Origin of the sequence: Streptomyces muensis (assembly GCF_021474425.1) — a bacterium.
GTDB classification, from domain to species: domain Bacteria; phylum Actinomycetota; class Actinomycetes; order Streptomycetales; family Streptomycetaceae; genus Streptomyces; species Streptomyces muensis.
Genome location: NZ_JAKEIP010000002.1, coordinates 35,092 through 47,796, shown reverse-complemented (window position 1 = coordinate 47,796; position 12,705 = coordinate 35,092). Strand labels below are relative to the sequence as shown.

Below are 12,705 nucleotides of genomic sequence, written 5' to 3'. Positions count from 1 at the left end.
GTCAGCGAGGTTTGTGGGCCGCGGCGAAGGTGTCGGCGGTGGTGAGGTCGAAGTCGCCGTGGTCGCTGCCGAGGCCCTGGGCCACCAGGGCCGCCGCGGCGGAGCCGAGGACGGCGGCTTCGTACGGGGTGCGGCCCAGGCCCATGCCGCGGACGAAGCCGGCCGAGAACGCGTCGCCGCAGCCGGTGGTGTCGACGACGTCGATCGCGAAGGCGGGGACCTTCTCGGTGCCTTCCGGGGTGACGAGCAGGGCGCCGTCGGCGCCACGGGTGACCGCGGCGAGGCCGGCTCCGGCGGCGAGGAGTTTCCGCGCGCCCTTGAGCAGGTCGTCCTCGCCGGTGAAGCCGAGGACCTGGTCCTCGTTGGGCAGCATGTGGTCGACGAACGGCAGCAGGGACTCGATCTGCTCGAAGCTGCCGAGCGCGCCGGGCGCGAGAAGGTCCACCGAGGTGGTCGTGCCGTGTTCCTTGGCGTACGACAGGATGCGCGTGGCGGTGTCGGCGCCGATCAGTTCGGGGCCGCCGAGGTGGAGGTGGGTCGCTTCGGCGAGCGCGTCCCAGGGGACGTCGTCGGGGCCGTAGGTGATGTTGGCGCCGAGGAGGTGGAGTGAGGGCCGGTCGCCGTTCGGGCGGATGGGGAGGACGCTCGCGGAGGTGGGCGTGTCCGTGCGGCGGACGAGGAAGCGGGTGTCGATGCCGGCCGCGCCCAGGAGCTGGACCAGCATGTCGCCGGTCGGGTCGGATCCGATCGCGCCGGCGCTGCTGACGGAGGCGCCGAGTTTGGCGAGGGTGAGGGCGGTGCCGCCGGCCGTCCCGGCGGCGGTCATCCTGATGTCCTCGACCAGGGTGGCGCCCTGGCCCTCGGGTATGGCCTCGACCGGCCGCACCAGCACGTCCAGCACATGCACGCCCAGCGTGACGACCTTCATCGGTTTCCCTCCTGCACGGGTGGTACGGGGTGGGTGGTGCCGTAGTTCCGGGCAAGCGCGGCCTCGATCACCGCGAGTTGCTGCTTCTCGTCGAGGACGCGGGGCTCTCCGAGTGCGGCCGCGTGCCGGTACACCCGGCAGGCCCATTCCAGGAGCAGTGCGTGCTCGACGGCCTTGTCCAGCGTCGGGGCGTGGGTGAGGGCGCCGTGGTTGGCCATCAGCGCGGCGCTGCGGCCCTCCAGCGCGGTCAGTACGGACTCGGCGAGCGCCGGGGTGCCGAACGTGGCGTACGGCGCGACGCGCACCGAGCCGCCCAGGGTGAGCAACTGGTAATGGATGCAGGGAAGTTCGTCGAGGACGCAGGACAGTGCGGTCGCCATCGGCGCGTGGGTGTGGACGACCGCGCCGGAGCCGTAACGGCGGTAGACGCCGAGGTGCAGGTCGAGTTCCGAGGTGGGTTCGAGCGTCCCGGCGACGACGTTTCCGTCGAGGTCCACGACGGTCACCTGGTCGGCCGTCAGTTCGGCGAGGACCGCGCCGGTCGCCGTGATCGCGACCCGGTCGTCGACCCGCACGCTGACGTTGCCGGCCGTGCCGATGAGCAGCCCCTCGGCCCCGAGTCGACGGCTCGCCGCGGCCACGGCGGCGCGTTCCTGACCCAGCGCCGAGCTTGAGTCGGTCATGTACGCGACGGTAACGTAAACCTGAAACAAAGTCACGTTCAGGTTCGGAGGCCGCACATGGGCGATCCCGCCGCACGGTCCGGCGGCGGTGCCTGGCAGGTTCCCCTGCGTCGCACGCCCCAGCAGGCGCGCAGCAAGGCACGGCTGGCCCGTGTCCTGGAGGCCGCCGAGCGTGTCCTGGTCGGCGAGGGCGTCCAGGCACTGACGACGACGCGGATCGCGGCGGAGGCGCAGGTCTCGGTCGGTTCGCTGTACCAGTACCTGCCCGACCGGGACGCGATCGTCGACGCCCTCGCGGCCGGCTACTTCGCCCGGCTGGAGTCCGCCATGGACGACCTGGTCGACGCGGCGTCGGCCGAGCGGTGGGAGGACCCGGTCGGTGTGCTCATCGACGCGTACGCCGCGATCTACCGCACCGAACACGGCTTCAGGGCCCTGTGGTTCGGCAGCGGCCTGACCGAGCAGACCCGCGCCGCCGACCGTGCGCACAAGCGCCGTATGGCGGACGGCGTCCGGCGCGTCCTGCTCGCCCTCGGTCTCGCCCGGGACGACGAGGCCCTGGCCCGCGCCTGCCGTGCCGCGGTCCTCGCCGCCGACGCGCTCTCCCAGGAGGCGTTCCGTCGGGATCCCGAGGGCGATCCGGGCCTGCTCGACGAGGCCAAGCTCATGCTGCGCGGCTATCTGACCGGGGTCGCCGCCCGCTATCCGGGGCTGCCATCCTGACGTGGTGCCGAATCCCGCTCCCGTCACCCCTGACGCCCCCGCCGCCATACGCATGCCCCTGCTGACCCAGCAGTGGCTCGACCTCGCCTTCATCCACTGGGCCGTCGAACCGGGGGTCGTGGCGGGGCTGTTGCCGAGGGGCACCGTTCCGGACACGCACGACGGGGTCACCTACGTCGGGCTGGTCGCGTTCCGGATGCATCGGGTCGGGTGGCTGCGGCTGCCCGGGGTGCCGTATCTCGGGACGTTTCCCGAGACCAACGTGCGCCTGTACTCGGTGGACGCGCACGGGCGGCGGGGCGTGGTGTTCCGGTCGATGGACGCCTCGCGGCTGATCCCGGTGGTGATGGGGCGGGTCGGCTTCCGGCTGCCGTACCTGTGGTCCCGGATGGCCGTCCGCACCGACGGCGACACCGTCACGTACACGAGCTCGCGGCGCTGGCCCGGTCCGCGCGGCGCCGGCAGCCGCGTCACCGTGCGCACCGGTGAACGCATCGAGGAACCCACCGAGTTGGAGCACTTCCTCACCGCCCGCTGGGGCATGCACAACGCCTTCTTCGGCGGACCCGAGCCGCTCGCCTACCTGCCCAACCACCACCCTCGCTGGCCACTGCACCGCGCCGAGCTGGTCACCTGCGAGGAGACCCTCGTGACGGCGGCCGGGCTGCCCGCCCCGAGCGACGCCCCCGTCAGCGTCCTGTACTCCCCCGGCGTCCCGGTCCGCCTCGGCCGCCCGGCCCGCCCGGCGGGCATCCTCACACCGTGATCCGCTGATTCGGTGGCGCGTGTCGAATTCCGGAGTTCGGCGCCGACGTATCCGATGAGAGCCGGGCCGCGCGGCGGTACGGCCGGCGGACAGGCCATCGGAACGGAGACCGATCATGTTGCTGCAGGACAAGGTCGCAGTGGTGTACGGCGCGGGCGGCGCCATCGGCGGGGCGGCGGCGCGCGCCTTCGCGGGTGAGGGGGCGCGGGTCTTCCTCGCCGGGCGCACCGCGGCGCCGCTCGACGAACTCGCCGAGGACGTCCGCGCCGCGGGCGGCGCGGCGGAGACCGCCGTGGTCGACGCGCTGGACGAGGCGGCCGTGGACGCCTTCGTCGACGAGGTCGTCGCACGGGCGGGGCGTGTCGACGTCTCGTTCAACGCCATCGGGTACGGGGACGTCCAGCAGCCGCTGATGGAGATCTCGGCGGGGGACTTTCTGCAGCCCATCGCGACGGCGATGCGCTCGCAGTTCCTGACCACCCGGGCGGCCGCCCGGCACATGACCGCGCGCGGTTCCGGAGTGATCCTGGCCTTCGGCGGGGGTGGCCCGCAGACGCTGCCCGGCCTCGGCGGCTTCAAGATCGCGCTGGACGCGCTGGAGGGGCTGCGCCGCCAGTGGGCCCTCGAACTGGGCCCGCACGGCATCCGCGTCGTGACCCTGAAGTCCGGCGGCGTCCCGGAGAGCATCCCCGACGGCTTCCCGGGCAAGAAGGCGATCAGCGACAGCCTGGTCGAGGCCACCCAGCTCGGCCGTACCGCGACCCTCGGGGACGTCGGCCACGTCGCCGCCTTCGTCGCCTCGGACCTGGCCCGAACGCTCACGGCGACGGACGTGAACATCTCCTGTGGCGCCATCGTGGACTAGGGCCTCCGCGACGCCGGCGTGATCCCGCCGGACCGGCCCGGGAGCCGGTCCGGCGGGTCTCCGCTCTCCGGTCAGCCGGCGCGGCGCCTCGTCCGCATCAGCAGCAGGAAGCCGGCCATGAGAAGCACGGCTCCGGCTGCCGCCGGCCACAGGGTGGTGCCGGTCTCGGCGAGGTCGCCGACCGCCTGCGGCTCCGTGCCCGAACCGCCGCCGGACTGCTCGCCGCCCGCGGCGGGCTGCGTCTGCGCGGGAGTGCTGCCCGCGTCGGCGCCGTCGTCCTTCGAGCCGTCCTGTGCGTCGGCGTCCGCGGTGGCCGACGGGGTGCCGTAGGCCTTGGGCGCCACCGTGCTCGACACGGTGGGCTTGTCGTCCTTCGCCGGGTCGGTCGCGGGTGTCCCGGCCTCGGGCTCGTCGGCCTTGGGGTCCTCGGCCGCGGGCGCCTCGGTGGCGGGGTCCTGCGTGGCGGGCGTTTCGGTCGCCGGGGCCTCGGTCGGCTTGTCGCCTCCGTCGCCGGGCTCCGGGTCGTCGTTGCCGGCCGGCGGGGTGGTGGGCGCCTCGGTCGGCGGCTGGGTCGGCTCCTCCTGGCCCGGGTCACCGCCGTCGTCGGCGCCGACACCGCACTTGCGGCCCTCGTTGATGCAGTCGACCATCTCGCCCATCAGGTCCTCGTCGAAGACGTTGATGAAGTCGCCGTGGTCGGTGACCGGCTTGTGCAGGTTCTCGGGGAAGGAGTCCACCGCGAACAGCGGGGTGGTCCGGCCGCCGTCCTTCAGGCTCGGCGCGTCGATGTCGTACACGATCCGCTGCACCAGCTGCGGAATGGCCTCGAAGCCGCTCGGGCAGCTGCCGTCGGCCGCCGCGAACGCCACGTGGGTGCGGTGGTTGGCGCTGTCGATGTTCTGGCCGTCCCAGCAGCTCTGGAACTTGAAGGTGCGCACCACGTCGCTGCCCTGCGGGCACAGCGGGTACTTGTCCTTCAGCTGCCGGTCCTCGAAGCCGGTGCAGCTCCAGGACGCGTTGGCGTTGGCGGTGCCGTTGACGAACGCCTTGGCGTCGCCGGTGATGATGCGCAGCAGCCGCGGCATCTCGGTGACCTTGCCGCGCGGGTTGCCGACGAAGGTCAGCGTCACTTCCTTCGGGGTGACGATCTCGCCGGCGTTGCCCTCGATGCCGCCGCCGGGCGAGTTGGCGTCCTGTTCCTGGGTGCCGTTCTGCAGCCGGATCACGGGCCAGTAGTACGTCGACTTGTCGCCCTGGTCGACGCAGGTCGTCTTGGCGTTGGCGAGGTCCTCGTCGCTGGCGAAGGCGGTGTTGGACTGGTTGCCGATGTAGTCGTGGAAGTGGTGGGCGCCGTTGGAGACACCGGGGGCGGCGATGATGTTGTCGGAGTTGAACAGGCCGTTCTCGTTGACTCCGCAGCTCGTGGCGAAGGTGCCGCGGGAGGCGCCCTTCTGGAGGGCCGGGGCTGCCGCGTTCGGCTGTACGGACTTGATGTCCGCGTAGTCCGCGGCGACCGGGCCGTTGCCCGCCTGTCCGCCGTTGCCGGGCTGTTGCCCGCCCTGGTCGGCGCCGTCGCCGTCGCCCTGCTGGTTGTCGCCGCCGTCCTGGCCGTCGCCGTTGCCGTCCTCACCGCCGCCGTCGTCGGCGGCGCGCAGGGTGCACGGGGCGAGGGCCTCCAGGCCCTGCGGCCGGTCTCCGGCACGGTCGACGGAGATGGCGATCCGCTCGATCGTCGCGGCGCGCTTCTCCTTGAGCGGATTCATGATCGCGTTGTCGGCGAAGCCGGCGTCCTGCTGGATGGCCTGGGCCGACTCCTGCAGGCGCTGGTAGGCGTCGGCGATCTGCTGGTCCAGGAGCGCGAGTTCCTTGGCGACGTCCTCCTTCGCCGTGTCGGGTACGGCCGTCAGTTCGCTGCCCACGTCGGGGCAGTCGATCGTGCCGGCCGGTGTGGACAGCGTCCGGGCCGGGTCCGTGCCGCCGTCTTCGGTCGCCGAGGCGTAGACGTTGGCCGCAACCAGGCCGCCGCCGCCCAACATCAGCGCGACCGCTGCAAAGGTCGCGCGCCGTGCGCCCGTGGGGCGTCTTCGCGTGCTGCGTCCCAAGGAAGTACTCCTACGCCTCGTGGTCGGTCAGGGCATGAAAATCCCCCGGCCTTATACGGAGACGGCCCGCACGGTGTTCAAACGCCTCACGGATTCACAGAAATTTCTCACAGGGTCGGTAAACACGCTGGTGGGGAGGGGGTGTTGCGTCCCAGGTCAGTCCATCAGGCCGGCGGCGAGCGTCGCTCCCAGCTCCCAGCACGCCTCGGTGTCGGTCTTGGCGGGCTCGCCCGTGACGGTCACCGGTTTCGCCGTACGGCGCCAGCCGAGGCCCGTCGTGATCGAGTCGATCGCCCGTACCGCGCCGGTGACGTCGCTGCCGCCGTGCACGTAGTAGCCGAAGGGCCGGCCCTGTGTGGCGTCCAGGCAGGGGTAGTAGACCTGGTCGAAGAAATGCTTGAGGGCTCCGGAGATGTAGCCGAGGTTCGCCGGAGTGCCGAGGAGGTAGGCGTCGGCGGCGAGGACGTCGGAGGCCGTGGCCGACAGCGCCGGCCGCCGGACGACCTCGACGTTCTCGATCTCCGGCGCCGTCGCACCGGAGATGACGGCTTCGAGCAGGGCCTGGCAGTTGGGTGACGGCGTGTGATGCACGATCAGCAAGGTGGGCACATCCGAACCCTGCCGGTGTGCCGCCGCGCGACGCAACCCTGCCGTCCGGGGTGTCGCGCTCACTGCCCGGGGGCCGCGGAGCCGATCCTGGCGACCGCGGCCGACAGGTGTTCCTGCACCTCGTCGGGCAGGGCGTCGCCCTTGACCGCGGTGACCAGGTCGTCGGCGAGGGAGTGCAGTTTGGTGTTGGTGTTCTGGGAGGCCGTGACCAGGACCGTCCAGGCCTCCTCGGAGCTGAGGCTGAAGGAGGCCATGAGGATGCCGCGGGCCAGGTCGATGGTCGGGCGGGTCTGCATGGCCCGGCGCAGCTGGGCGACTTCGATCCGCAGGTCGTGCTGGGCGTCCTCGGAGGTCTCGTCCGGGGCCGTGGTGCCGAACAGCGGGCCGGTGCCGGTCAGGGTGAGCAGGCGGTCGACCGCCGCGCCGGCGGAGTCGATGACGACTGTCTTGGAGCTCTCCAGGGCACGGTGGCGCAGGTGGAGCAGGATGTTGAGGGCGGAGCAGTCGCAGAAGGAGACGCCCTCCAGATCCAGGTCGACGCCGCGGACCGAGCGGTTGAGGGCTTCACGCAGGACGCCTCGCAGGCGCTCGCTGGCGTCCAGGTCGAGTTCCCCGGAGATCGTCACCCGCACCCTGTCACCGTCCGCGCGTACGGTGGCGGCCGACGCGTACGGCGGGCTCACCGCCGGCGTGCCTTCGGTGTTCTCGGAGGACGCGAGCTCCGGCATGACCGCCTCTCCCTCAGGTGCTGCTCCCCGTCGTCCGTACCAGAGTGAACCCGAACAGCCGAACACGTCAACCGATACATGAAATGCAGTGCGTGTTTTTGTATACGTGAACGCTCAGTCGTAGGGTTGGTCCATGGACGGAGTCCCTGAGCCGCACACCGGATGGACGTTCCTCACCAACCATGCCCGGGTGTTGGCCGCCATCGCCGACAACCCGAACGTGCGCATCCGGAATATCGCGGCGCACTGCCGCCTCACGGAGCGCGCGGTTCAGAAGATCATTTCCGATCTGGAGCGGGACGGCTATCTCTCGCACACCCGTGAGGGGCGCACCAACACCTACCGGATCGACCCTGCCAAGGTGCTGCGGCACCCCGCCGAGGCCCGGCTGAAGGTGGCGGAGCTGCTCTCCCTCCTCGTCCAGGCCGAGGCCGATCGCAGCACCGCCGCCCCATAGCGGCCGGGAGGCGGTGACCGCCCAGTCACCTGGTGGCCGGGGTCAGCACAGGACGCGCAGTGCTCCCGGCAGGACCCTGACCGTGACCGGGAGGGTCGCCTCGACCTCGCCGTCCGCGCCGTAGGGCACCGCGCGGTCGGCCGCGATACGGATCTCCTTGCCGCGCAGGATCCGGACCTGGGGGCGGTGGACGTGGGCGCCCGTCTTGAGGTCGTTCATCAGGGCGAAGAACAGCCGGCGCGGCGCCTCACGGATCAGCACGATGTCGAGCAGACCGTCGTCCACGCGGGCGTCGGGGGCGATGTGGCGACCGGAGCCGTAGTAGCCGGAGTTGGCGGCCACGACCGTGTAGCCGGTGTGCAGGTGTTCCTGGCCGTCGACGGTGACCCGGTAGCGGGCGGCGCGCCAGGTGGTGACGGCGCGCAGGCCGCCCGCGTAGTAGGAGGCGGCGCCGCGCAGCAGGGTGGCGTTGTTGGCGTGGCGGTTGGCCAGGGCGTCGACGCCGGCGTAGACGCTGCCGAGGACCACCGTGCGGTGGTGGACGGCCGATTCGACCTCGATGGTGTCGACCCGACGGGGTTCGTGGTGGAGCAGCACCTGTGCGAGGGCCGCCGGGTCGGTGGGCAGGTCCAGCGCCCGGGCGAAGTCGTTGCCGCGGCCGGCCGGGACGAGACCGAGCAGGGCGTCCGTGCCGCTGAGGGCGCCGCCGATGCCGCCGGCGATGCCGTCGCCGCCGACGGCGAGCACCACCCGGCCGCGCTGTCCGGCGTCCCGGGCGAGTTCCCTGGCGTGTTCCAGGCTGCGGCTGTACTCGGTCTCCAGGTCGGCCCCGGCCTCCCGCAGCGGCCGGGCCACGTGCAGCAGTGCGGCAGCTGAGGCGGATCCCCCGGCCGTGGGGTTGACGATGGCGGTGAACTGTCGCATCGATGTGCCTTTCGGGCCCGTGGGGTGGGGTCAGTCGAGGGGCAGCAGGACGCCGGGGTTGAGCACGCCCGCCGGGTCCAGCCGTCGTTTCACGGCAGCCAGCGCCTCGATGCCCAGGGGGCCCGCCTCGCGGACGTACCAGTCGCGGTGGTCGGTGCCCACGCCGTGGTGGTGGGTGATCGTGCCGCCCGCGCCGAGGATGGCCTCGTTGGCGGCGTGCTTGGCCCGCTCCCAGTGCGCCACCGGCTTCTCGCCCTGCGCCGAGACCACCGTGAAGTACAGCGAGGCGCCGTTCTCGTAGACGTGGGAGATGTGGCACATGATCAGCGGCGGGGTGCCGGCCTCGGTGAGCGTGGTGGTGAGGGCGTCGCGGACGGACGCGTACAGCTCGGGGACGCGTGACCAGAACGTCGCCGTCTCCAGTGTCTCCGCGAAAGCCCCCGCGTCCAACAGGGCGTCCCGGAGGTAGGGCGCCGAGTAACGGCCGTGCGCCCAGCGCTGTCCCGGTTCCTCGCCGAGCGGGGTGCCGCCGCAGTCGCGCAGGACGGCCGCGGCGCGTTCCCTCCGGTACGAGGTGTCCTCGTCCGTGCCTTCGTACCCGGTGATCGCCATGCATCCGGCCGCGGACTCCAGGCCGGCGCCGATCGCGTCGGGCTGGGCGAGGCCTACGAGGGTCTCGGTCTCGTCGGACAGCCGCAGCACCGTGGGGCGTGGGCCGTCCTGGGCGAGGCGGCGCAGTGCGGCGGCGCCCTCCTCGAAGGAGGCGAAGCGCCAGCCCTCATACACGCGGGTCTGCGGGACCGGGCGGATCCGGACCGTGACGGACGTGATGACCCCGAACGCCCCTTCGGAGCCGAGCAGGAGCTGGCGCAGGTCGGGTCCGGCCGCCGAGCGCGGGGCGCGGCCGGTGTCGAGGGTGCCCTCAGGGGTGGCGAGGGTCAGGCCGAGGACCATCTCGTCGAAGCGGCCGTAGCCGGCGGAGGCCTGGCCGCTGGAGCGGGTGGCGGCGAATCCGCCGATGCTGGCCCACTCGTAGGACTGGGGGAAGTGGCCGAGGGTGAAGCCGTGTTCGGCCAGCAGCGCCTCGGCCTCGGGGGCGCGCAGTCCGGGTGCCAGGGTGGCGGTGCGTGAGACCGGGTCGAGGGCGAGCAGTTGGTTCATGCGCCGCAGGTCCAGTGCGACGAAGGGGGTACGGCGGCCGGGGGCGAGACCGCCGACGACGGAGGTGCCGCCGCCGAACGGGACCACGGGCAGGCCGTGTTCGGCGCAGGCGCGCAGTACGGCGAGCACCTCGTCGTGGTCGGCGGGCAGGACGACGGCGGCGGGGAGGTCGTCGACCTCGCCGTCGCGGATCCGCAGCAGGTCGGGGGTGGACTTGCCGCGCGTGTGCCGGATGCGGGTCTCCGCGTCGGTAAGGACGTGCTCCTCGCCGCCGACGGCGGTGAACAGGGCCTGGCGGGCGGCGGGTTCGAGCCGCGGCTCGGGCACGGCGATGTCCTCGAGGGCGATCGGCGCGGCGGTGCGCGGCTTGACGCCGAGCAGGTCGCGCAGCAGCCCGGTCACGGTCTCGGGCAGCGGCGCCGCCTCGGCCGGATCGCCCCAGCCGCTCCACAGCATGTCCATGGCTCTCGTCCTCACCCGTCGATTCGAGCGATGCCGTGTCCCGGACGGCCTCGCAGGCGTTACACTGTGACACATGACGCCTATTCGTCACAACCACTCGGACAGCGACGCGGTGCTCGACGCGGTGCGGGACTGCGTCCTGGCCGTCGGAGTCCGCCGTACGACGCTGACCGACGTGGCCCGCCGCGCCGGGGTCTCCCGGATGACGCTGTACCGCCGGTGGCCCGATGTGCGCTCCCTGGTGGGTGACCTGATGACCCGGGAATGGGTCGCGGTGGCCACCGGGGCCATGCCCGAGCGGCGGCCGGGGGCGGAGGCGCGCGAACTGATCGTCGACGGCCTTGTGGCCGGGGTGGCGGCCTTCCGCGCCCATCCGCTCTTCCGGAAGATCGTCGACGTCGACCCGGAGCTGCTCCTTCCGTACGTCCTCGACCGCCGCGGCGCGAGCCAGGAGGCGCTCATCGCGCTGCTCGCCGACGCCGTGCGCGAGGGCCATGCCGACGGTTCGGTGCGCGCCGGCCATGCCGAGCGGCAGGCGCGGGCCCTGCTGCTGATCGTCCAGTCCTTCACGCTGTCGCTGCGGACCATGACCGACGAGGACGACGCCGACCTGAGCAGCGAGGCCTTCCTGGCGGAGCTGCGCAGCATCCTGGAAAGGACCCTCACGCCATGAGCCCCGCCACTCCCCTGGTTCCCGGACCGACTCCTGGACCGCTTCCCGGTTCGTCGCTCTCCGCCGCCCGGCGCTCGCGTGAACTCGGCGAGACCATCGGCGGTCCCGTCGTGGACGTCCTGGTCGTCGGGCTGGGCGCGACCGGCGCCGGGGTCGCGCTGGACGCCGCGGCCCGTGGGCTGACGGTGGCCGCCGTGGACGCCCACGACCTGGCTTTCGGCACCTCACGGTTCAGCAGCAAGCTCATCCACGGCGGGCTGCGCTATCTCGCCTCGGCCCAGCTCGACGTGGCGCACGAGAGTGCGGTCGAGCGGGGCGTGCTGATGGAGCGCACGGCACCGCATCTGGTCCGCGCCCAGCCCTTCGTGCTGCCGCTGACTCCCCTGGTCTCGCGCGGCCAGTCGGCGCTGGCCTGGGCCGGGTTCCGGGCCGGTGACACCCTGCGTCTGGCGGCTCGCACGGCCCGTGCCACCCTGCCCGCCCCGCGCCGGCTCTCCGCCGTGGAGACCCGGCACCTAGCCCCCGCCCTGCGCGCCCCGGGTCTGCGCGGGGGCCTGCTGTCCTGGGACGGCCGGCTCACCGACGACGCCCGCCTGGTGACCGCCGTCGCCCGCACCGCGGCCGCCCACGGCGCGCGGATCCTGACCCGGCTCAGGGCGCTGGAGCTCACCGCCTCCGGCGCCCGTGTGCGGGACGAACTCACCGGCGAGGAGGGCGAGATCAGGGCCCGCGCGGTGATCAACGCGTCCGGTGTCTGGGCGGGCGACCTGGTCGAGGGCATCCGGATCCGCCCCTCCCGCGGCACCCACCTCGTCCTGCGCTCCGACCGTCTCGGTCCGCTGCCTGCGGGCCTGCACGTGCCGGTCCCCGGCGAGACCAACCGCTTCGTCCTCGTGCTGCCCCAGGGCGACGGCCGGGTCTACGTCGGGCTCACCGACGAGCCCGTAGAGGGCGACATCCCCGACGTTCCCGAAGCACCCGAGTCGGACATCGGTTTCCTCCTCGACGTCCTGGGCTCCGTCCTGGACATTCCGGTCCAACGCGAGGACGTCGTAGGCGCGTTCGCCGGCCTGCGCCCCCTGCTCGACACCGCCCCGGAGGCACGCTCCGGCGGTGCCCCGCGCACCTCCGACATCTCCCGTCGGCACGCGGTCCTCACCTCGCCGGGCGGTGTGATCACCGTGGTCGGCGGCAAGCTCACCACCTACCGGCGCATGGCCGAGGACGCCGTCGACGCCGCCGTCACCACCCGTCGGCTCACCGCCGGGCCCTCCCCGACCGCCACTCTCCCGCTCGTCGGCGCCGCGTCCCCCGCCACGCTCGGCTCTCTCCGGGCGCCGCGCCGCCTGGTCCAGCGCTACGGCACCGAAGCACCGGCCGTCCACGCCCTCGGCGCGCGCGATCCCCGGCTGGGCCGACCCGTACTGCCCGGGCATCCCGTCACCGGCGCCGAACTGCTGTGGGCCGTACGCCACGAAGGCGCGCTGGACGAGGCCGATCTGCTGGACCGACGGACCCGGATCGGACTGGTGCCGGCCGATCGCGGCTCAGCGCTGGACGCCGTACGCGAGGTGCTGGGCGAGGTGTCGGCGCAGGTGGGCGAAGGGTAGGCGCGGAGGCGGGG

13 protein-coding genes are annotated in these 12,705 nt (G+C 72.8%); 6 read left to right on the top strand and 7 right to left on the bottom strand.

All coding sequences use genetic code 11. The features are described from left to right. Position 1: 1 nt before the first annotated feature. Together L0P92_RS00840 and L0P92_RS00835 are read right to left on the bottom strand one after the other, a co-directional pair. Positions 2-928, bottom strand: a complete 927-nt coding sequence (locus tag L0P92_RS00840) for a carbohydrate kinase family protein (protein WP_234760408.1) — start codon at positions 926-928, stop codon at positions 2-4. After that, positions 925-1,611, bottom strand: coding sequence for a class II aldolase/adducin family protein (locus L0P92_RS00835; protein WP_234760407.1), 687 nt, complete (start codon positions 1,609-1,611; stop codon positions 925-927). Before L0P92_RS00835 ends, L0P92_RS00840 begins: the two co-directional genes overlap by 4 nt. A gap of 57 nt (positions 1,612-1,668) precedes the next feature. Between L0P92_RS00835 and L0P92_RS00830 the strand changes: the two genes are divergently transcribed. The 3 genes from L0P92_RS00830 to L0P92_RS00820 all read left to right on the top strand — a co-directional run bounded on the left by L0P92_RS00830 (position 1,669) and on the right by L0P92_RS00820 (position 3,965). Continuing rightward, a complete protein-coding gene (locus tag L0P92_RS00830) occupies positions 1,669-2,334 on the top strand; it encodes a TetR/AcrR family transcriptional regulator (RefSeq protein ID WP_234760406.1) in 666 nt (221 codons plus the stop codon). A gap of 52 nt (positions 2,335-2,386) precedes the next feature. After that, positions 2,387-3,100, top strand: a complete 714-nt coding sequence (locus L0P92_RS00825) for a YqjF family protein (RefSeq protein WP_237695100.1) — start codon at positions 2,387-2,389, stop codon at positions 3,098-3,100. 115 nt (positions 3,101-3,215) lie between these two features. Next, positions 3,216-3,965 carry an SDR family NAD(P)-dependent oxidoreductase gene (locus tag L0P92_RS00820; RefSeq protein ID WP_234760404.1) on the top strand — a complete coding sequence of 250 codons (750 nt, stop codon included), beginning with the start codon at positions 3,216-3,218 and terminating at the stop codon, positions 3,963-3,965. Positions 3,966-4,036: 71 nt separating this feature from the next. On the opposite strand, the gene L0P92_RS00815 is transcribed toward L0P92_RS00820, so the two are convergent. From L0P92_RS00815 to L0P92_RS00805, 3 genes are all read right to left on the bottom strand, one after another. Further along, complete coding sequence (locus tag L0P92_RS00815) at positions 4,037-6,067, bottom strand: DUF1996 domain-containing protein (protein ID WP_234760403.1); 2,031 nt, start codon at positions 6,065-6,067, stop codon at positions 4,037-4,039. Between the two features lie 156 nt (positions 6,068-6,223). Continuing rightward, the gene (locus L0P92_RS00810; protein ID WP_234760402.1) at positions 6,224-6,676 is read right to left on the bottom strand and encodes a flavodoxin family protein; all 453 of its coding nucleotides are present in this window, start codon (positions 6,674-6,676) and stop codon (positions 6,224-6,226) included. A 59-nt stretch (positions 6,677-6,735) separates the two neighbouring features. After that, complete coding sequence (locus L0P92_RS00805) at positions 6,736-7,404, bottom strand: ANTAR domain-containing protein (protein ID WP_234760401.1); 669 nt, start codon at positions 7,402-7,404, stop codon at positions 6,736-6,738. Between the two features lie 133 nt (positions 7,405-7,537). On the opposite strand from L0P92_RS00805, the gene L0P92_RS00800 reads away from it, so the two are divergent. Further along, positions 7,538-7,861: a helix-turn-helix transcriptional regulator gene (locus tag L0P92_RS00800; protein ID WP_234760400.1), complete on the top strand. Its 324-nt coding sequence runs from the start codon at positions 7,538-7,540 to the stop codon at positions 7,859-7,861. A 42-nt stretch (positions 7,862-7,903) separates the two neighbouring features. Here L0P92_RS00800 and L0P92_RS00795 read toward each other — a convergent pair whose 3' ends face one another. Continuing rightward, positions 7,904-8,785, bottom strand: coding sequence for a YegS/Rv2252/BmrU family lipid kinase (locus L0P92_RS00795; protein WP_234760399.1), 882 nt, complete (start codon positions 8,783-8,785; stop codon positions 7,904-7,906). Between the two features lie 30 nt (positions 8,786-8,815). Beyond that, positions 8,816-10,408: an FAD-binding oxidoreductase gene (locus tag L0P92_RS00790; protein ID WP_234760398.1), complete on the bottom strand. Its 1,593-nt coding sequence runs from the start codon at positions 10,406-10,408 to the stop codon at positions 8,816-8,818. A 73-nt stretch (positions 10,409-10,481) separates the two neighbouring features. Between L0P92_RS00790 and L0P92_RS00785 the strand changes: the two genes are divergently transcribed. Then, on the top strand, positions 10,482-11,081 hold the full coding sequence (locus L0P92_RS00785; RefSeq protein ID WP_234760397.1) for a TetR/AcrR family transcriptional regulator: 600 nt from the start codon (positions 10,482-10,484) through the stop codon (positions 11,079-11,081). Further along, a complete protein-coding gene (locus L0P92_RS00780) occupies positions 11,078-12,691 on the top strand; it encodes a glycerol-3-phosphate dehydrogenase/oxidase (RefSeq protein ID WP_234760396.1) in 1,614 nt (537 codons plus the stop codon). The genes L0P92_RS00785 and L0P92_RS00780 overlap by 4 nt, the downstream gene beginning before the upstream one ends. The last annotated feature ends 14 nt before the right edge of the window (positions 12,692-12,705 follow it).

Coding starts and splice junctions, on each gene's coding strand:
- L0P92_RS00835 (WP_234760407.1), bottom strand. CDS start 1,611: ATGACCGACTCAAGCTCGGCGCTGGGTCAGGAACGCGCCGCCGTGGCC.
- L0P92_RS00825 (WP_237695100.1), top strand. CDS start 2,387: ATGCCCCTGCTGACCCAGCAGTGGCTCGACCTCGCCTTCATCCACTGG.
- L0P92_RS00800 (WP_234760400.1), top strand. CDS start 7,538: ATGGACGGAGTCCCTGAGCCGCACACCGGATGGACGTTCCTCACCAAC.
- L0P92_RS00820 (WP_234760404.1), top strand. CDS start 3,216: ATGTTGCTGCAGGACAAGGTCGCAGTGGTGTACGGCGCGGGCGGCGCC.
- L0P92_RS00840 (WP_234760408.1), bottom strand. CDS start 928: ATGAAGGTCGTCACGCTGGGCGTGCATGTGCTGGACGTGCTGGTGCGG.
- L0P92_RS00805 (WP_234760401.1), bottom strand. CDS start 7,404: ATGCCGGAGCTCGCGTCCTCCGAGAACACCGAAGGCACGCCGGCGGTG.
- L0P92_RS00790 (WP_234760398.1), bottom strand. CDS start 10,408: ATGGACATGCTGTGGAGCGGCTGGGGCGATCCGGCCGAGGCGGCGCCG.
- L0P92_RS00785 (WP_234760397.1), top strand. CDS start 10,482: ATGACGCCTATTCGTCACAACCACTCGGACAGCGACGCGGTGCTCGAC.
- L0P92_RS00830 (WP_234760406.1), top strand. CDS start 1,669: ATGGGCGATCCCGCCGCACGGTCCGGCGGCGGTGCCTGGCAGGTTCCC.
- L0P92_RS00795 (WP_234760399.1), bottom strand. CDS start 8,785: ATGCGACAGTTCACCGCCATCGTCAACCCCACGGCCGGGGGATCCGCC.
- L0P92_RS00780 (WP_234760396.1), top strand. CDS start 11,078: ATGAGCCCCGCCACTCCCCTGGTTCCCGGACCGACTCCTGGACCGCTT.